Source organism: Alphaproteobacteria bacterium, from assembly GCA_030740435.1.
Taxonomy (GTDB): Bacteria; Pseudomonadota; Alphaproteobacteria; order UBA2966; family UBA2966.
In genome coordinates, this window is sequence record JASLXG010000062.1 from 13,419 (window position 1) to 31,740 (window position 18,322).

An 18,322-nucleotide genomic window follows, 5' to 3' on the forward strand; every position below is an offset into this window, starting at 1 on the left:
CTGGGGTCGGAGCCGGTGCACCCTATACCGCGAAGGAAGTGCCGCAACTGCAGGTCGAGGTGGCGCTGGGGATCTTGACGGCGAAGGCCGAGCCGATCAGGTCCTCGATGAAATCGACCTCGGCGCCCTGCAGGAATTCCAGCGACATGCTGTCGACCACCAGCCGGGCGCCGTCGCGTTCGACCACCACGTCGTCCTCGGCCACCGTATGGTCGAAGGAAAAGCCGTACTGGAAGCCGGCGCAACCACCGCCGTCGACGGCCAGGCGCACCATGGCATCGGCCTCGTCTTCCTGCTCCATGAGGAATTTGATGCGCGCGGCGGCGTTCTCCGTCAAGGTGGGGAGCGCCTGCTCGCTGCCGGCCTCGGCCATGGTTTTCTCCTGGTTGCCGTTACAGCATACCCTATATCCGACTTTCTATGTAGGAATTAGGCCGGCAAAGTCAATCTTTGCGTTGGATAAGTCGGTGCGCTAGGTTCCGGCCATGAACCAAGCCCCTGGCGCTTTTGCCCAACCGCCGGCCCCATTTGCCTGCCGGCCCGAGGAAAGCCGCGGCCGGCGCTACCCCGAAGCCGAGAGCGCCACACGATCGGTGTTCCAGCGCGACCGTGACCGCATTATCCACAGCGCCGCCTTCCGCCGCCTCAAGCACAAGACCCAGGTCTTCGTCTACCATGAGGGCGACAACTACCGCACCCGGCTCAGCCATTCGCTGGAGGTCTCGCAGATCGCCCGCTCGATCAGTCGGGTATTGGGCCTCAACGAGGACCTGGCCGAAGCCCTGGCGCTGGCCCACGATCTCGGCCACCCCCCCTTCGGCCATGCCGGCGAGGAGGCGTTGGATGCCGCCATGCAGCCCTGGGGCGGCTTCGACCACAACGCCCAGACGCTGCGCGTACTGACCCGGCTGGAGCACCGCTACGCCGAGTTCGACGGCCTGAATTTGACCTGGGAGACCCTGGAGGGCGTGGTCAAACACAACGGGCCGCTGCTGGCGGCGGGGCAAACGGCCGCCGATGTCCCTCCCGGCATCGCCGAATACGTGGCCGAGCACGATCTCGAATTGGCCAGCTATGCCGGCGCCGAGGCCCAGGTGGCGGCGCTGGCCGACGACATCGCCTACAACAACCACGATATCGACGACGGCCTCCGGGCCGAACTCTTTGCCGTCGAGGACCTGGCCCGGGTGCCGCTGGTCGGGCCGCTGTTCGCCGAGGTGCTGGAGCGCTACCCCGGGCTCGAGCGCTCGCGGCTGATCCACGAGACCATCCGCCGCATGATTACCCGCATGGTCGACGATGCCATCGCCGAGACCGGCCGCCGCATCGCCGCCGAGCAGCCCGCTCATGCCCTCGATGTGCGCGCCCTGGGCCGGCCGCTGGTGGCGCATTCGCGGGAACTGGCCGAGGACAGCCGCAGGCTCAGGGAATTCCTGTTCCAGAACATGTACCGCCACTACAGAATCAACCGCATGGCCAGCAAGGGACGACGCATCGTCAGCGATCTCTTTGCCCTCTATCTGGCCGAGCCCGAATGCCTGCCGACAGATTGGCGGGGCCAGGCCGGCGAACCCGGATCGGCCGCCACGGCGCGCCTCGCCTGCGACTTCATCGCCGGCATGACGGACCGCTTCGCGGCCGAAGAACACAATCAATTGTTCGACGTTTACAGTAATATTTGACGCAAATAAAATGAATGTTTTCAACGAATTATCGTCTATTGTTCATGATACACTTGAACAAATGATCGAGGCCGGCGAGCTTCCCCCCGGGCTCGACCTGGGAGCGCCCACGGTGACGCCGCCACGCGATCCGGCCCATGGCGACGTGGCTACCAACGCGGCGCTCGCGCTGGCCCGGCCGGCCGGGCGCAAACCCCGCGACATCGCCGAGCCGCTGGCCCGACGGCTGACCCGGCACGATGAGGTGGCAAGCGCCGAGGTGGCCGGACCGGGCTTCATCAACCTGCGTCTGGCGCCAGCCTTCTGGCAAGGCCATCTGGCGGCGCTGCTGGCGGCCGGACCGGCCTATGGTGATTCCCAACTGGGCGGCGGTGAGAGTGTCAACGTGGAATACGTCTCGGCCAATCCCACCGGCCCGCTGCACGTCGGCCATGCCCGCGGCGCGGTGTTCGGTGACGCCCTGGCGGCGCTGCTGGAGAAGGCCGGTTTCAGGGTAACGCGCGAATATTACATCAACGACGCCGGGGCCCAGGTCGAGGCCCTGGCGCGTTCGCTGCACCTGCGCTACCGCCAGGCCCTGGGCCAGGAGATAGGCGACTTTCCCGCCGGCCTCTACCCCGGCGAATACCTGATCGAAGTGGGCCGGGCGCTGGCCGAACGCGATGGCGAGCGCTGGCTGACGGCGCCCGAGAGCGAGTGGCTGGAGCCGCTGCGCGACTTTGCTGGCGCGGCCATGATGGACATGGTGCAAGACGATCTGGCGGCGCTGGGCATCAGCCAAGATGTGTTTTCCTCGGAGCGTGCCTTGGTCGAGGGCGGCAAGGTCGATAGCACCCTGGCGCAGCTCGAGGCCCGTGATCTGATCTACCAGGGCGTCCTCGATCCGCCCAAGGGCAAAAAGCCCGACGACTGGGAACCCCGCCCCCAGACGCTCTTCCGTGCCACCAGTTTCGGCGACGACGTCGATCGGCCGCTAGCCAAGTCGGACGGCAGTTGGACCTATTTCGCCACTGACATGGCCTACCACCGGGACAAAGTGGAACGCGGCTTTGCCAGCCTGATCGACGTCTGGGGCGCCGATCACGGCGGCTATGTCAAGCGCATGAAGGCCGCCGTCTCGGCCCTTTCCCAGGGCCGCGTCGAGCTTGACGTCAAGCTCTGCCAAATGGTCAAGCTGAGCCGCGGCGGCGAGCCGGTGAAGATGTCGAAACGCACCGGCAGCTTCGTCACCTTGCGCGACGTGGTTGACGAGGTGGGGCGCGACGTGGTGCGCTTCATCATGCTGACCCGGCGCAACGACGCGCCGCTGGAGTTCGATTTCACGGCCGTCACCGAGCAATCGCGCGACAATCCGGTCTTTTACGTGCAATACGCCCACGCCCGGGCCTGTTCGGTATTGCGCCAAGCCCCGGCCGCCTTTGCCCAGCCGCTGCCCCAGGCCAAGCTCTCGTTCTTGACCCACGAGGACGAGCTTGCTTTGATCAAGCTGCTGGCGGGTTGGCCGCAACTCGTGGAGAGCGCCGCGGCGGCGCACGAGCCGCACCGCGTCGCATTTTTCCTGCACGACGTCGCCGCGGCCTTCCACCAGTTATGGAACCGGGGCAAGGGGGAGAACGACCTGCGCTTCATAATTGCCGAGGATGCGGCGTTGACCGTGGCCCGCCTGGCCTTGGTGAGGGGCGTGGCCGCCGTGATCGCTTCGGGCCTGGCGATCATGGGGGTTACACCGGTCGAGGAGATGCGCTGAATGAACACCGATTCCACGACGCCGCCCCCCGGGCCGCCCTCCAACCCGTCCCCCGCTTCGCCCCCCAATCCGCCCCTGGACCCGCCGCCCCAATACCTGCGCCTCGGTGCCGAAAACGAGTTGCGGCCGGAGAACGATTTCGACGCCGGCGGTGGCGGCGGCCGTTCCTTCCTGCGCGGCTTGCTGGTGCTGATGGTGCTGACGATCTTCGGCGGCAGCATCTGGTTCGCCTATGAACAGGGCGTACGCCACGGCATGCAACTGGCGCCGCCGCTGATCCGCAGTTCCACCCAGCCGACCAAGATCAAGCCCGACGATCCCGGCGGCATGGCCGTGCCGCACCAGGACAAAGGAGTCTACGCCCGCATTACCGGAGAACGCCCGGCGGCCGAGCCGGAGCGTCTGAACGAGACCGACGACGCGGCCGAGCCACAGGGCACAACGACGGGCACAACGACGGGCACGACGACAGGCACGGCCACCAGCGACAGCGAGGACAAGCCGGCCACGCCGCTGGCCGAAGTCCGCGACGCCGACCAGCCGGCCGCCACCCCGGCAACGGCCACAAGCCCGCCCACAGAGACCACCGTGCCGCCCGTGCCAGCGGTGCCGGCACTGCCTCAAGCGGCCGAGGTGGAGAAAGTCGAGACGCCCCAGGACAGCGCCGCCGATATGCCGCCACCGCCGCCGCCGCCGGCACCGCCCTTGCCGCTAGCCGACAAGCCGCCGACACCCCTGACCCCGCCAGCCGAAGCCCAGGAGGAAGCGCCACAGGCGGCGGCCCAGGCGGAAGAGGCCACTGATCCCGAGAAACCGGCGGCACCGCCGGTCTGGCGTATCCAGCTCGCCGCCTTCCGTTCGCCGGCCACGGCCCGAAGCGGCTGGCAGCGCCTGCTCAAGCTTCATGGCGATCTGATCGGCGATCTGAGACCCAGCGTGGTGCGCGCCGAGCTGGGATCGCGCGGCGTCTTTCACCGCTTGCAGGCCGGTCCGCTGGCCAGCGTCGAGGCGGCCCAGGCGCTGTGCGCCGGCCTCAAAGAGCGCAAGACGGGTTGCCTGATTGTCCGACCCTGAGCAGCTGCCACGGGCTGTGGTATTCGGCTGCGCCGGCCAGCGCCTGACGTCCGAAGAGCGGGATTTCTTTTCCCGAACCTCGCCGCTGGGCTTCATTTTATTCGCCCGCAACTGCCGCGACCGGCCCCAGGTACGGCGCCTGGTCGGGGAATTGCGCGCCGCCGTGGGCCGCGCCGACGCGCCGGTGCTGATCGACCAGGAAGGCGGCCGGGTGGCACGGCTGGGCTCGCCGGAGTGGCGCCAGGCTCCGGCCGCGGCGGTGTTCGGCCGCCTGGCCACCGGCGACCCCATCGCGGCACGCCAGGCCGCCGAGCTCAACGCCCGGCTACTGGCCGCCGAACTGGCCGAGCTTGGCATCACGGTCAACTGCCTGCCGCTGCTGGATATGCCTGTGGCAGGCAGCCACGACGTCATCGGCGACCGCGCCTTTGGCGGCACCGCGGACCTGGTCGCCGACCTCGGCGACGCCGTCTGCCGCGGCCTGCTGGCCGGCGGCGTGTTGCCGGTGATCAAGCATCTGCCCGGGCACGGCCGGGCCGGCGTCGACAGCCACCAGGCGCTGCCCCTGGTCGAGGCACCCAGGGAACTGCTCGAGGAGACCGACTTCGCGCCCTTTCGAGCCCTGGCCGGGGCGCCGCTGGGCATGACCGCGCACGTCGTCTACACGGCGCTCGACCCCGAGCAGCCGGCCACCACGTCGCGGCTAGTGATCGATCAGGTGATTCGCGGCAGCATCGGCTTTCAAGGCCTGCTGCTGAGCGACGATCTCTCGATGTCGGCCCTGACCGGCGGGCTTGGCGAACGCGCCGCCCGGGCTCTGGCGGCGGGCTGCGACGTGGCACTGCACTGCAACGGGGCGGCCGAAGAAATGGCAACGGTGGCGGCAGCCGTGGGGCCGCTGAGCGCGGCCGCCGGCGAACGCTGGTCAGCAGCCCGGGCCAGGCTCGAGCCACCCGCCCCCTTCGATGCCGAGGCGGCGCTCTCGCGGCTGCAAGGCCTGCTGGCCCAAAGCGGCGCCGAGGCGTCATGAACGAGACCCTACACACCATCTCGGTGATGGCCTTGCCCATCATCATCGCCATCGTCTTTCACGAGGTGGCGCACGGCTTCGTGGCCTGGCGGCTGGGCGACGACACGGCCCATCGCCTGGGCCGCATCACCCTCAACCCGCTGCGCCACATCGACCTTTTCGGCACCATCGTGTTGCCGCTGCTGCTGGCACTCAGCGTCGGCTTTCCCTTCGGCTATGCCAAACCGGTGCCGGTCAACCCCGGCCGCCTGCTCCGGCCGCGCCGCGACATGGTGCTGGTGGCGGCGGCCGGTCCGGCCACCAATCTGGTGCTGGCGATTGCCGCCTCGGTGGCACTGCACGGCGTAAATCTGTTGCCGCCGGCGGCGGCCCAGTGGCTGATGCAAAACCTGCTCAACGCCATCCTGGTCAATCTGGTCCTGGCGATTTTCAATATGCTGCCGCTGCCGCCGCTCGACGGCGGCCGCGTCGCCGTCGGCCTGCTGCCCGATGTCCTGGCCTACCCCCTGGCCCGGCTCGAGCGCTTTGGCTTTGTCATTCTGATTGCCGTCATCGTGGTGCTGCCCATGGCGGCCGGACAGCTCGGCTACGCCCTCGATCCGCTGGGCGCCATGATTAGACCGCCGCTCGAATTCCTCTATAATTCCATCATCGTGCTGACGGGGCACACTTAGGAAGCCAGAGACGGGAACGACTTTGACCAGCGAAGAACCTTTTGACCTCGGGGCGCCACCGATTTCCCCGACGACCCCCGAGACCGACGCCGCGGCACCGCTGGTGGTCGACCTCGAGGGTTACGAGGGACCGCTCGACGTGCTGCTGGCGCTGGCGCGCAACCAGAAGGTCGATCTGACCCGCATCTCGATCCTCGACCTGGCCGAGCAATATCTCACCTTCATCAGCGAGGCGCGCCGGCTCAGGCTGGAGATCGCCGCCGATTATCTGGTGATGGCGGCCTGGCTGGCCTACCTGAAATCGCGGCTCCTGCTGCCCGAACCCGAGGACGAGGACGAACTCAGCGGCCCCGAGATGGCGGCCCGCCTGACCTTCCAGTTGCAGCGTCTGGAGGCCATGCGGGAAGCGGCGGCCCGGCTGATGGCGCGCGACAGGGTGGGCCGCGACGTTTTTGCCCGCGGCATGCCCGAGGGTATTCGGATGATCCGCAGCTCGGATTACGAGTGCAGCCTGTTTGAGCTCTTGAGCGCCTATGCCGAACAGCGCGATCGCACGCCGGGCGAGCCCCTGAGACTGCCGCTGGGCCGGCTCTACACGGTCGAGGAGGCAGCCGAGCGTTTGCAGCGCATGCTCGGCCGCATGCCCAATTGGGAGCGCCTGGAAGGCTTTCTGCCGCCCGAATTCCGTCACGGGCCGGAATACCGCTCGGCCATGGCGGCAACGCTTTCGGCCAGCCTCGAGATGGCACGCGAGGGACGCCTGGACTTGCGTCAGGGCCAGATGTTCGGGCCCATCTATGTGAAACCCATCGAACGGAACGACGGCAGCGATAGTGATGGTGGGGCTGGGGGCGGGGACAACCATGACTGAGGAAAAGGCTTTCCTGCGCATGGTCGAAGCGCTGCTGTTCGCGGCCGACGAGCCGCTCGACGAGGCCAACCTGGCGGCCCGCCTGCCGGACGGCGCCGAGGTGCCGGCGCTACTGGCGGCACTGGCCGAGCGGTATGCCGACAGCGGCGTCAATCTGGTGCGGGTGGCCGGCAAATGGGCCCTGCGCACGGCACCGGACCTGAAGTTCCTGCTCGAACGCCAGGTCACGATGCCCAGGCGCCTGTCGCGGGCGGCGGTCGAGACATTGGCCATCATCGCCTACAACCAGCCCGTCACGCGGGCCGAGATCGAGGAAATCCGAGGGGTTGGTTTGAGCCGCGGCACGCTTGACCTGTTGCTGGAGACGGGCTGGGTACGGCTCAGAGGCCGGCGTCGCAGCCCGGGACGGCCCGCCACCTGGGGCACCAGCGAGGAATTTCTCGAGCACTTCGGCCTCGAATCGGTCGACGACCTGCCCGGCCTGGACGAACTCAAGGCGGCGGGAATGCTGCAGGCCCAGCCGCCCCGGGCGATACTGGCCGAGGCCCGGGCCGAGGCCGCCACCCAGGACGACGAGGACGACGAGGACGAGGACACGGACGACGACGCCGACGACACCCTGATCGCCCTCGATCCCAGCTAGCCGGCCAGAATCCCCTATCTCTTTGTCAGCGTTGCCATAAATAGGCTAATGTGCCATTGTCCGCCGTCCCGGCGGAGCTTAATGAGGAAGAACGAGAATGGGTTTCACCAGTATCTGGCACTGGCTGATTGTCTTGGCCGTGGTCCTGATTCTGTTCGGTGGCCGCGGCAAGATCTCCGCCATCATGGGCGATTTCGGCAAGGGGCTCCGGGCCTTCAAGAAGGGCATCAAGGAAGGTGAAACGGAGGTCGCCGAGGGCGACGCCAAGGCCATCGAGGCCAATGCATCGGCAGCGGTCGAGAACGACAGCAAAGACCAGGCTGCCAAAACCTGAACGCCCCGGACCTCTGCGGTCCGTCCTTCCAGCAACGGTCGCGCCGCCATGTTCGACATCGGATGGCCAGAACTGCTAATCGTGGCCGTGATCACGGTTATTGTGGTCGGTCCCAAGGAACTGCCGCGGGTGCTGCGTACCGTCATGGCGGCGGTACGCAAGATCCGCGGCATGGCCAGCGATTTCCAATCCACCATCGACGACATGGTACGGGAATCCGAACTCGACGATCTGCGCAAGCAGGTTACCGACACCGCCGATTTGGGCCTCGACGCCGAAATCAAGGAGACCCTCGATCCCAGCGGCAGTTTCGACGACACCTTCGATTTCGATCTCGACGAGGCGGTGGCCGGGGACACCAAGCCGATCGACGAGGTGATCGAGGCGCCGGCCGATACCGCTCAGTCCGATGATGCCGCCGAGGCGCCGGCGGATGATTCCCCGCCGCGCCAGTCGCAGGCCGGCAGCTAGAGCCCATGGCCTCGGAAGCCCAGCTGGAAGAAAGCAAAATGCCGCTGCTCGATCATTTGATCGAGCTCAGGCGCCGGCTGGTCTACGCCATTCTCGGCTTCATCGTGGCCTTTTTCGCCTGTTTCTACGTTGCCGACGAGCTCTTCAATTTCCTCGTGGCGCCGCTGGCCGATTTGTGGGAAGGCGAAGAAAACCGCCGCCTTATTTTCACGGCGCTGCACGAGAAATTCTTCACCAACATCAAGGTGGCCTTTTTCGCCGCCGCCTTCATCTCGTTTCCCCTGGTGGCGGGCCAGTTCTGGACCTTCGTGGCGCCGGGGCTCTACAAAAAAGAGAAACGCGCCCTGATACCTTTCATGGTGGCGACGCCGGTGCTTTTTCTGGCCGGCGGAGCGCTGGTCTACTATCTGGTGATGCCGGTGGCCTGGCGCTTTTTCGCCAGCTTCCAGTCCCTCGGCAGCGGCGACGAACTGGCCATCGAGTTATTGCCCAAGGTCGGCGAATACCTCAGCCTGGTGATGCGCCTGATCTTCGCTTTCGGCATCAGCTTCGAATTGCCGGTGATCATCACCCTGCTGGCCTACGCCGGCATGACGTCGTCGCAAGGGCTCAAAAGCAAGCGCCGCTACGCCATCGTGCTGGCCTTCGTAGCCGCCGCCATCCTGACGCCGCCCGACCCCCTCAGCCAGATCAGTCTGGCGCTGCCCATCATCGGACTCTACGAGCTTTCCATCTGGTCGGCCCGCCTGGTCGAGAAGAAACGCAATGATGAAGACGAGACCGACGGTGACGATGACGACGACGATGACGACGACGATGACGACACCGAAGATGGTGATGACGATTGATTTGGCCTGAAGCCTCCCCCTTCGGCCGGCTTTGCGTCGCCGGGGTCTCACGTATATAACTCGCTCGTTCGTTGCCCTGCTGTTCACCCTTTCGGCCAGGCCCTCTCATGTTCGATATCAGATGGATCCGCGAAAACCCCGAGGCCTTCGATCACGGCCTGCGCCGGCGCGGCAACGAGCCCAAGTCGCCCCAGGTCCTGGCCCTCGACGAGAAGCTGCGGGCCTCGCAGACCGAGCTGCAAAAGCTCAACGAGGCCCGCAACCAGGCCTCCAAGGAAATCGGCGCGGCCAAGCAACGCGGCGAAGACGCGGCCGGGCAGATCGCCGAAGTGGGACGCCTCAAGGACGCCGTGAGGGACGCCGAGACCGCCTCGCGCACCTTGTCGGCCGAACTCGACGAGATGCTGGCGGTGCTGCCCAACCTGCCGGCCGACGACGTGCCCGAAGGCCTTGATGAGAGCACCAACGTCGAAATCCGCCGGGTCGGCGTACGCCCCGAATTCGACTTCCAGCCCAAGGAGCATTTCGAGATCGGCGAGGCCTTGGGGCTGATGGATTTCGCCGCCGCGACGAAGATATCCGGCGCCCGCTTCGTGGTACTGCGCGGCGCGCTGTCGCGCCTCGAGCGCGCCCTGGCCTCGTTCATGCTGGATTTGCACGGCCGCGAGCACGGCTTCGTCGAAGTCAAGCCGCCGACATTGGTGCGCGAGGAAGCGCTTTTTGGTACCGGCAACCTGCCCAAGTTCGGCGACGATCTCTTTCACACCGAAGAAGGCTTCTGGCTGATCCCCACGGCCGAGGTGCCGCTGACCAACCTGGTGCGCGAGGATATCCTCGACGAGGCCCAACTGCCGCTCCGCTTCACCGGCTACACGCCGTGCTTCCGCTCCGAGGCCGGCGCCGCCGGCAAGGACACCCGCGGCATGATCCGCCAGCACGAATTCACCAAGGTGGAAATGGTCATCATCGCCCATCCCGAACACTCCGACGATGAACACGAGCACATGACGGCCGCCGCCGAGGAAGTGCTCAAGCGGCTGGGCCTGCATTACCGGGTGGTGACGCTGAGCTGCGGCGACATGGGGGGCGCGGCACGGAAGACCTACGACATCGAGGTCTGGCTGCCGGGCCAGGACAACTTCCGCGAGATCTCGAGCTGCTCCAACTGCGGCGACTACCAGGCCCGGCGCATGAACGCGCGCTTTCGCCCCGAGGGCAGCAAAAAGGGCACCCGCTTCGTGCACACGCTGAACGGCTCGGGGCTGGCCGTCGGCCGCACCATCGTGGCGCTGCTGGAGAACTACCAGCAGGCCGACGGCTCGGTCCTGGTGCCCGAAGCGCTGCGTCCCTATCTCGACGGCCAGGAGGTGATCGGCGCAGATGGCTAAGGTTGGCAAAAAGCTTTCGAAATCCGGCGCCTCCGATTTGCGCATTCTGATCGCCAACGACGACGGCATCCGGGCACCCGGCCTCAAGGTGATGGAGCGCATCGCCCGGACGCTGAGCAAGGACATCTGGGTGGTGGCACCGGAGACCGAGCAAAGCGGCGCCGGCCATTCGCTGACGCTGCACGAGCCGCTGCGCATCCGCCGCCTGTCGAGCCGCCGCTATGCCGTGCGCGGCACGCCGACCGATTGCGTGCTGATGGCGTTGAGCCATATCCTCAAGGACCAAAAGCGCCCCGATCTCCTGCTCTCGGGCGTCAACCGCGGCGCCAACATGGGTGAGGACGTGACCTATTCGGGCACCGTGGCAGCGGCCATGGAAGGCACCCTGGTGGGCATTCCCTCGATCGCGCTGAGCCAGGCCGTGGTGCCGGGGCAAACGGCCAAGTGGGCCACCACGGAGAGCCACGCGCCGGCTCTGATCCGCCGGCTGCTGGCTGCCGGCTGGCCCGACGACACCCTGATCAACATCAACTTCCCCGACGTCGTGGCGGCCAAGGCCGGCGATCTTCAGATCACCGTGCAAGGCCGGCGCGACACCGCCGACCTGGTCATCGATGCCCGCGTCGACGCCCGCGGCCAGCCCTATTTTTGGATCGGCTACCGGCGCAACCTCGGCACCCCGTACCCGGCGGCGACCGATCTGGGGGTGGTCGAGGCCGGCGGCATTTCCCTGACGCCGTTGCAGATCGATCTCACCCACCGGGCCACCGTCAAGGCGTTGAAGAAGTCGCTGACGTGAGCGAGGATGCGGCCAAAATCCGCCTCATCATGGAGCTCCGCCAGTCGGGCATCAAGGACACGCAGGTGCTTTCGGCCATAGAGCGGGTGCCGCGCGAAGAATTCGTGCTGGGCACCTTCGTCGACCAGGCCTACGAGAACACGGCGCTGCCCATCCAGCAGGGTCAGACCATCAGCCAACCCTACGTGGTGGCCTTCATGACCGAGGTCCTGGAACTCGGCGAGCGCATGAAGGTGCTGGAAATCGGCACCGGTTCGGGCTATCAGGCGGCCGTGCTCAGCCGGCTCTGCCGCCGGGTCTATACCGTCGAGCGCTACCGATCGTTGCTGCGCCAGGCCGAACAACGCTTCCAGCGGCTGGGCTACCACAACATCACCACGCGCTACGGCGACGGCGGCCTGGGCTGGCCCGAACAGGCACCCTTCGAGCGCATCCTGGTGACGGCGGCAGCCGACGGCCTGCCGCCGGCGCTGACCGATCAGTTGACCATCGGCGGCATTCTCATCATTCCCCTGGGCCGCGGCATCATGGGCCAGTCGGTGGTGCGTATCCGGCGCACTGAAGACGGCTTCGAGCGCGATGACCTGTTGCCGGTGCGATTCGTGCCCCTGGTGGCCGGCACGGCGGAGGCCGAGAGGGACTAGAGTGCGGTCGAAGCGGCGTTGATCCGTTGGCCGCGGCAACATACTCTCGCGCCATGGCGAACCCTGGAACTGGCGTCGGCATGGCGCTGGCGCTGCTGCTGGCAGCGTTGCTGACCGGCTGCAGCCGGCCGGCGCCGGCGCCCGTGATCCACAAGGGCCTGGCCACAGAAAGTAACGCCGCAAGCGACGCCGCCAGGCAGGCGCCCGCTGGCCTCCTGGCGGTTGTGAAACGCGGTGACACGCTGTGGCGCATCGCCCGGCGCTTTGGTGTCTCGACCCGGGCGCTGATCGACGCCAACGGCCTCAGGGCGCCTTTCGTTCTGCGCCAGGGCCAGCGCCTGGAGATCCCCGTCACGCGCCACCACCTGGTGGTCAAGGGCGACACGGTCTACGACATTTCCCGCCACTACGGCGTCGATATGACCAGCCTGGCGCGGGCCAATCGCCTGGCGCCGCCCTACACCATCCATCCCGGCCAGAAACTCAGGCTGCCCGGCCGCGCCGCGGTCGAAGTGGCGGCGCCACGGTCGGCACCACGGGCGCCTGTCAGCAAAGCCAAACCCGCCGCCCGGTCTGCCGGCAAAACCACGGTCGCACCACCCAAGCGCCTGGCCAAAAAACCGCCGCTGGCCAAACCGCCGCCGCGCCAGGGCCGCTTTGCCTGGCCGCTGCAAGGCCGTTTGATATCACGCTTCGGCGCCAAACCCGGCGGCCTGCACAACGATGGCATCAACATCGCCGCCCGCATCGACAGCGAGGTGCGCGCAACCGCCGCCGGCGTCGTCGCCTATGCCGGCAACGAGCTCAGGGGATTCGGCAATTTATTGCTGATCAAGCATTCTGGCGGCTGGATGTCGGCCTACGCCCACAACCGCTCGCTGTTGGTCAAGCGCGGCGACAAGGTGCGCCGCGGTCAGGCCGTCGGCCGGGCCGGCCAAAGCGGCGGCCTGGCCGAGCCGCAACTGCATTTCGAACTGCGCCGGGGCGCCAAGGCGGTGGATCCTCTGAAATACCTGGCCCCCCAATCGGCGGGGGTGATAGCCAATCCGCATCGATCCTTCGGATTTGGAATGATACGGGCGCCCACCAGCAAGCAGGCCAGCGGCTGACGGCGGCAAAGCGGCGAGGCCCAGGGCGGCTTTATCTGTCCGCCGCCAACTCGTCCAGCAGGGCATCGATGTCATCGACAGCCCCCGGGATCCCGGTGCCGGCCAAACCATCGCGGTGGGGCAGTCCGGCACACTTCGGGGTCACCGGCCGAAACAGCGCCAAGAACAGGCCGTGAAAGTGCTGCACGGTGAATACCTCGGTGCTCTCGCCAGCGCTGCCGCCATCGGCCTCCCCGACCGGGGTGTTCATGATTTCGATGAAACGATCGCGCGTCTGCTCATAAACGGCAAAGGGCTCGGCCAGCCGGACCACCGTCTCGCAGAAGATGGCGACGATGCGGGGATCGGCATAGAAGGGATCCCAAACAAAATCCCGGCCCATCTCGGAGATGTATTCCTCGTAGACGACACGGGCCGTATCATCGAGTCTGTCGAAGACCTGATCGCCGATCATCGCCTTGACGGCGGCAAACAGGGCCGGCAGCTGGCTGCGCAGCATCACCGGCGGGGTGGCGAAAAGCAGCGCTTCCAAGGGGCTGGAGATAACCCGGCCGAGGAACATTTCGCGGTAGGGCGTGAACGGGGTCAAATTGTTGGCGGACTGGCAATGCTTGTAGTTGGCGCTATAGAAACTGCGCACTTCCTTGCTTCGCACCGCCGAGGCCAATGCTTCCAGGCGTTCCAGGTCGAGCTTACCATCCACCGCCTCTTCGCGGGCGATGGTCAGTATGGCCTCGATCACCTTCGAGGCGTTGGCTTGGCATCCGGGCATGGAGAGTTCTGACCGGTCCTTGAGGCCGGCGACCTCGCCGGCTACGGCGCAATCGAACTGCTCGGCGTCCTGCCTGGCTTCCTCAGCGTCGCTCACGATCCGTTCTCACCTGTCGTTCCCAAAGTAACCAAGCGCCCGCGCGGCACCATGCCGCGACCAAACAATACCCTAATACCATACTTCACGGCGATCCCCCAGACGGCGGCAAGGATAGGGGATCCCAACATTATCTAGAGCAATCTTTGTCGATTTCAGCCCAGGCCGCCCCTGAACTGGAAGAAACCGCTTAGCCGGTACCCGTGATGAAAGGCCAGAGGCCTTCCGGGCCGGACTTGGCGGCCAGACGGCCGAGCTCACGTTGCCAGACCACTTCGGGACCGAACTCGTCGCGCCAGGCCCAGAGGCGGCGGCTCAGGTGCTGTAGCGAATACTCCCGGGTGAAGCCGATGGCGCCGTGCAATTGGTGGCAGATCTCGGCCGCCACCCCGGCCGCCTCGCCGGCCCGCGCCTTGGCTGCCACAATGGCTTCCGCGCCCTCGCCCGCTTCGGCCGCCTCGGCCGCCGCTGTGGCCCAGTCGGCGGCCCGGCCGGCGGCCGCCACTTGGCCGGCCAACACCGCGAGCTGCTGCTGCACGGCCTGGAACTTGGCCAGCGGGCGGCCGAACTGCACGCGGTCGCCGACGTAGGCCAACGTCATGGCCAGGACGGCATCCAGGGCGCCGGCGATCTGTACCGAACGGGCCAGGGCACCGAGGCGGAACAGCCCGGCCCGGCTGACCTGGTTGCCGGCCGGCCGCACGTCATCGGCGGGCAGCACGATGTTGTCGAAGATCACCGCGTCGCGGGGCTCGCCGGCCAGGTTTTGCCCGCCCGTGGTGCGCGTGCGCCGGACCTCGACCAGGGCCACCTGATCGCCGGCCTCGGACTCGGCAATGACCGCGATGTGGCCGGCCTGGGCGCCCCATGGGATAGTAGCGTTGCCGTTGAGGATCCAGCCGCCGGCCGCCTGTTCGATGAAAAGGGCATCGGCGGGCCCGACCGGCGCCACCGTCAGCGGCCCCTCGGGTACCTCCAGGCCGGCCCCTTCGAGCAGCCAGCCAGCCAGGAAGCTCTCGGCCAGCGGCAACGGCACAGCGGCCCGCCCGGCCTCGCGCACCAGCGTCATGGCATCGCCCAAGTTGCCGCCGGCACCGCCCATCTCCTCGGCCACGGCGGCCCGGGTGAGGCCGTTTTCCTCCAGGATTTGCCACAGTTCGGCCGGCCAGAAGCCGGCCTCGGCGGCGGCGATCAGGTCGCCATCGCAATGGTCGCGGAAGATCCGCGCCGCGGTATCGGCAATCATCTGGCGCATGTCGTTCATCTCAGGCCAAGCCCCCGGGCCACCACGCCGCGCAATATCTCGCGGGCGCCGCCTTGGATGGTGCCGACCGGCGAATAGAGGATGGATTCGTCGAGCGTGGCGACGAAGCCCTCGGGGATGACGCCATCGTTCTCGGCCTGCATCAGGGTGCGCGCGATATCGGGCATCTCCTTTTGCAAACTGGTGCCGACGTCCTTGACCAGGGCGGCCTCGATGTTGGTTGACTGGCCGCGCTCCAGCATGCCGGCGACCGAGAGCGACATCTGGCGCAGCGTCATCAGGTGGGCGGCCAGGCGTCCCAGCACCTCGGCCGCCCGGTCGCTGGGCTCGGGCCCGATCTGGCGCACCAGCTCGACGAAGATCTGGAAGGTCGAAAGAAAGCGTTCGGGCCCCGAGCGCTCGTGGCCGAGCTCGCTCATGACCTGGTTCCAGCCGTTGCCGACCTCGCCGATGACCATGTCGTCGGGCACGAAACAATCGGTGAAGATCTCCTCGTTGAAGTGATGGTCGCCGGCCAGGTTGATGACCGGCCGGATCTCCATGCCCTCGGATTTCATGTCGATGAGCATCTGGCTCATGCCGGCGTGGCGGTCCTCGCCGGGTGCCTCGGTGCGCACCAGCGCGATCATGTAGTGGGCGTTGTGGGCGCCGCTGGTCCAGAGCTTGGTGCCGTTGACCTGCCAGCCGCCTTCTGTGCGCGTGGCGCGGCTGCGGATCGAGGCCAGGTCGGAGCCCGAATCGGGCTCGCTCATGCCGATGCAGAAATAGCATTCCCCGGCGGCGATGCGGGGCAGAATCTTCCGGCGCTGCTCGTCCGTGCCGAAGCGCAGCAGCAGCGGGCCGCTTTGGCGGTCGGCCACCCAGTGCGCCCCGGTCGGCGCGCCGGCGGCGAGGAATTCCTCGATCACCACGTAGCGCTCCAGCGACGAACGCTCATGGCCGCCGTACTCCTTGGGCCAGGTCATGCCGATATAGCCCTGACGGCCGGCGCTTTGGCTAAAGTCGGAGGAATATTCGAAGCCGTACTGCTGACTGAAACGTATGCCGCGGGCCTTTTCGGCAGCCAGGAAGGCGCGCACTTCGGCCCTCAATTCGTTGGCGCCGGGCGGCATTTGGACAGCTTCGAAGCGCGGGCTGGAGGTCATGACGAGGCTCGTATTTGCTGCGGAGGAGCAGAACTTATCACTTTTTCCTCCGCTGTCGCCGAATTCCGGCTCTAATCCTTGCATAGGTATTAGTGAAATCTGAACCGCTTGCGATTAGCCTCGCCAAGTACCCATTTGCGCCTCGGAGGGCATGACAACCCGGGTGAGATAACCAGCCGATGAAGAGCATTCTGCGAGCCATTCCCTGCATCCTTGCAGCCACGCTTTGCCTGGCGCTGACGGCCGGCGGCGTGCGTGCCAACGCTGACAAGAGGTCGCTCGACGACTATCGCGAATTCATGCGCTATGCCTATGAATACCTCGAGGAGGCCAAGGCACTCGAACGCCGGGCCGTCCGGGCTACCGGCAACCGGGCCCGGGTGCTGAATGCGCTGGCGCGCCTCAATCGCCAGATGGCCAAGCAGAAAAAAGCCATTGCCGAGACCTTCCTGTCAGGCAACGAACACAAGCGCAACCAGGCCGAGGTGCGTTACCAAGATCTGCATCATCGGGCGGACGTGATCCGCAAGAGCGGTCGCGTCTCCCGCCCGCCGCCGGGTCTTGCCAAAGCCCCCCCGCCGCGCAACCCGGTCAGGGCCAAGGCACCGCCCCGCAACGTCCTGGTGCCCCCGTTACCACCCCGCGACCGCGTTGCCACGCCGGCCCTGGTGCGCCAGCGCCACGAACGTTTGGCAGCCCTCACAACCGGTCTGGTGCGGCGCGACATGATCGTCGAGGTCGGCATCGAGGGAGCGCCGCTGCGCGACCTGCCCGACCGCAAGTCGCCCATCGTGCGCCACCTCGGCCGCGGCGATCTGATCCACGTCGTGGCCAGCCTGCCCAGCGGCTGGGGCCAGGTGGCCGAGCGCGGCAGGCCCATCGGCTGGGTCCACCGCCGTGCCATACACCTGCCCCCCAAGACCGCCAGCACGGCGGCGAGCAAGGTGTCGGCCGATAAAGTGCCGGCCTTGGCCCGAACCGCCGAGCCACAGGGACAAAGCCTCAGCTACCCCTTCCCCACCGGCCCCGCCAACCCCGACGCCGTGGCCATAATCGTCGGCAACCGGCACTACCGCCACGGCGACGTGCCGGAGGTCCGCTTTGCCCACAACGACGTCGCCGCCATACGCCGCTACGTGCACAAAACGTTGGGCTTCGCGGAACGCAACATCGTGCTGCTACGCGACGCTACCAAGGCCGACTTGATGGCCCACTTCGGCTCGCCCGAGGAACATCAGGGCCGGCTCTACGACTTGGTGCGGGCCGGGCGCTCGGATGTCCTGGTCTACTATTCGGGCCATGGCGTGCCGGGCCGTGGTGGCGCCGGATATCTGCTGCCCAGCGATGGCGATCCCGGCAAGGCGCGGCTCACGGGCTACGGTATCGACACGCTGATCGCCAACCTGGGCAAGGCCCGGGCGCGATCTGTAACGGTGATGCTGGACACCTGTTTCTCCGGGCTTTCGCACGGCGGTGCGTTGCTGCCGGCGGCCTCCGGCATCTATCTTGCGGCGCGGCTGCCGGGCGGGCTGCAAAACGGCGCCATCCTGACGGCGGCCGATGGCAGCCAGATCGCCTCGTGGGACACCGACGCCGGGCTTGGCCTGTTCACCCGCTATCTGCTCGAAGGTCTGCTGGGCCAAGCCGATCGGGCTGACCGCGGCGGCGACGACGACGGCCGGGTGTCGCTGGGCGAGATCCGTAGCTACCTGCAAGGTGAGGTCGCCTACC

At 66.9% G+C, this 18,322-nt stretch carries 19 protein-coding genes; 15 read left to right on the top strand and 4 right to left on the bottom strand.

All coding sequences use genetic code 11. From position 1 onward, the window contains the following. Positions 1-22 precede the first annotated feature (22 nt). Positions 23-373, bottom strand: a complete 351-nt coding sequence (gene erpA / locus QGG75_07215) for an iron-sulfur cluster insertion protein ErpA (protein ID MDP6067026.1) — start codon at positions 371-373, stop codon at positions 23-25. A 112-nt stretch (positions 374-485) separates the two neighbouring features. Here erpA and QGG75_07220 point away from each other — a divergent pair, with 112 nt between their 5' ends. From QGG75_07220 to QGG75_07285, 14 genes are all read left to right on the top strand, one after another. Further along, on the top strand, positions 486-1,682 hold the full coding sequence (locus QGG75_07220; GenBank protein MDP6067027.1) for a deoxyguanosinetriphosphate triphosphohydrolase: 1,197 nt from the start codon (positions 486-488) through the stop codon (positions 1,680-1,682). A gap of 10 nt (positions 1,683-1,692) precedes the next feature. Continuing rightward, positions 1,693-3,429: an arginine--tRNA ligase gene (gene argS, locus QGG75_07225; protein MDP6067028.1), complete on the top strand. Its 1,737-nt coding sequence runs from the start codon at positions 1,693-1,695 to the stop codon at positions 3,427-3,429. Further along, positions 3,430-4,503: an SPOR domain-containing protein gene (locus tag QGG75_07230; GenBank protein ID MDP6067029.1), complete on the top strand. Its 1,074-nt coding sequence runs from the start codon at positions 3,430-3,432 to the stop codon at positions 4,501-4,503. After that, complete coding sequence (gene nagZ, locus QGG75_07235) at positions 4,490-5,533, top strand: beta-N-acetylhexosaminidase (GenBank protein ID MDP6067030.1); 1,044 nt, start codon at positions 4,490-4,492, stop codon at positions 5,531-5,533. Before QGG75_07230 ends, nagZ begins: the two co-directional genes overlap by 14 nt. Beyond that, the gene (locus tag QGG75_07240) at positions 5,530-6,207 is read left to right on the top strand and encodes a site-2 protease family protein (GenBank protein MDP6067031.1); all 678 of its coding nucleotides are present in this window, start codon (positions 5,530-5,532) and stop codon (positions 6,205-6,207) included. Before nagZ ends, QGG75_07240 begins: the two co-directional genes overlap by 4 nt. Positions 6,208-6,229: 22 nt before the next feature. After that, positions 6,230-7,078 carry a ScpA family protein gene (locus QGG75_07245; protein ID MDP6067032.1) on the top strand — a complete coding sequence of 283 codons (849 nt, stop codon included), beginning with the start codon at positions 6,230-6,232 and terminating at the stop codon, positions 7,076-7,078. After that, positions 7,071-7,721 carry an SMC-Scp complex subunit ScpB gene (scpB, locus tag QGG75_07250; GenBank protein MDP6067033.1) on the top strand — a complete coding sequence of 217 codons (651 nt, stop codon included), beginning with the start codon at positions 7,071-7,073 and terminating at the stop codon, positions 7,719-7,721. The genes QGG75_07245 and scpB overlap by 8 nt, the downstream gene beginning before the upstream one ends. A gap of 97 nt (positions 7,722-7,818) precedes the next feature. After that, positions 7,819-8,055, top strand: a complete 237-nt coding sequence (locus QGG75_07255; protein MDP6067034.1) for a twin-arginine translocase TatA/TatE family subunit — start codon at positions 7,819-7,821, stop codon at positions 8,053-8,055. Between the two features lie 48 nt (positions 8,056-8,103). Further along, positions 8,104-8,526: a Sec-independent protein translocase protein TatB gene (tatB, locus tag QGG75_07260; GenBank protein ID MDP6067035.1), complete on the top strand. Its 423-nt coding sequence runs from the start codon at positions 8,104-8,106 to the stop codon at positions 8,524-8,526. A 5-nt stretch (positions 8,527-8,531) separates the two neighbouring features. Next, complete coding sequence (tatC, locus tag QGG75_07265; GenBank protein ID MDP6067036.1) at positions 8,532-9,374, top strand: twin-arginine translocase subunit TatC; 843 nt, start codon at positions 8,532-8,534, stop codon at positions 9,372-9,374. 107 nt (positions 9,375-9,481) lie between these two features. Further along, entirely contained in the window at positions 9,482-10,762 is a 1,281-nt protein-coding gene (serS, locus tag QGG75_07270; GenBank protein MDP6067037.1) for a serine--tRNA ligase, read from the top strand. Next, positions 10,755-11,561: a 5'/3'-nucleotidase SurE gene (surE, locus tag QGG75_07275; protein ID MDP6067038.1), complete on the top strand. Its 807-nt coding sequence runs from the start codon at positions 10,755-10,757 to the stop codon at positions 11,559-11,561. The genes serS and surE overlap by 8 nt, the downstream gene beginning before the upstream one ends. Beyond that, positions 11,558-12,205 carry a protein-L-isoaspartate(D-aspartate) O-methyltransferase gene (locus QGG75_07280; protein MDP6067039.1) on the top strand — a complete coding sequence of 216 codons (648 nt, stop codon included), beginning with the start codon at positions 11,558-11,560 and terminating at the stop codon, positions 12,203-12,205. Before surE ends, QGG75_07280 begins: the two co-directional genes overlap by 4 nt. A 53-nt stretch (positions 12,206-12,258) precedes the next feature. Beyond that, complete coding sequence (locus QGG75_07285; protein MDP6067040.1) at positions 12,259-13,314, top strand: M23 family metallopeptidase; 1,056 nt, start codon at positions 12,259-12,261, stop codon at positions 13,312-13,314. A 31-nt stretch (positions 13,315-13,345) separates the two neighbouring features. Here QGG75_07285 and QGG75_07290 read toward each other — a convergent pair whose 3' ends face one another. The 3 genes from QGG75_07290 to QGG75_07300 form a co-directional block, all read right to left on the bottom strand. Then, complete coding sequence (locus tag QGG75_07290; protein MDP6067041.1) at positions 13,346-14,182, bottom strand: hypothetical protein; 837 nt, start codon at positions 14,180-14,182, stop codon at positions 13,346-13,348. Between the two features lie 190 nt (positions 14,183-14,372). Continuing rightward, positions 14,373-15,446, bottom strand: coding sequence for an acyl-CoA dehydrogenase family protein (locus QGG75_07295; GenBank protein ID MDP6067042.1), 1,074 nt, complete (start codon positions 15,444-15,446; stop codon positions 14,373-14,375). Then, positions 15,443-16,591 carry an acyl-CoA dehydrogenase family protein gene (locus tag QGG75_07300; protein MDP6067043.1) on the bottom strand — a complete coding sequence of 383 codons (1,149 nt, stop codon included), beginning with the start codon at positions 16,589-16,591 and terminating at the stop codon, positions 15,443-15,445. Before QGG75_07300 ends, QGG75_07295 begins: the two co-directional genes overlap by 4 nt. A 179-nt stretch (positions 16,592-16,770) precedes the next feature. On the opposite strand from QGG75_07300, the gene QGG75_07305 reads away from it, so the two are divergent. Next, positions 16,771-18,322: caspase family protein (locus tag QGG75_07305; protein MDP6067044.1), on the top strand; the 1,552-nt coding region annotated here is incomplete at its 3' end.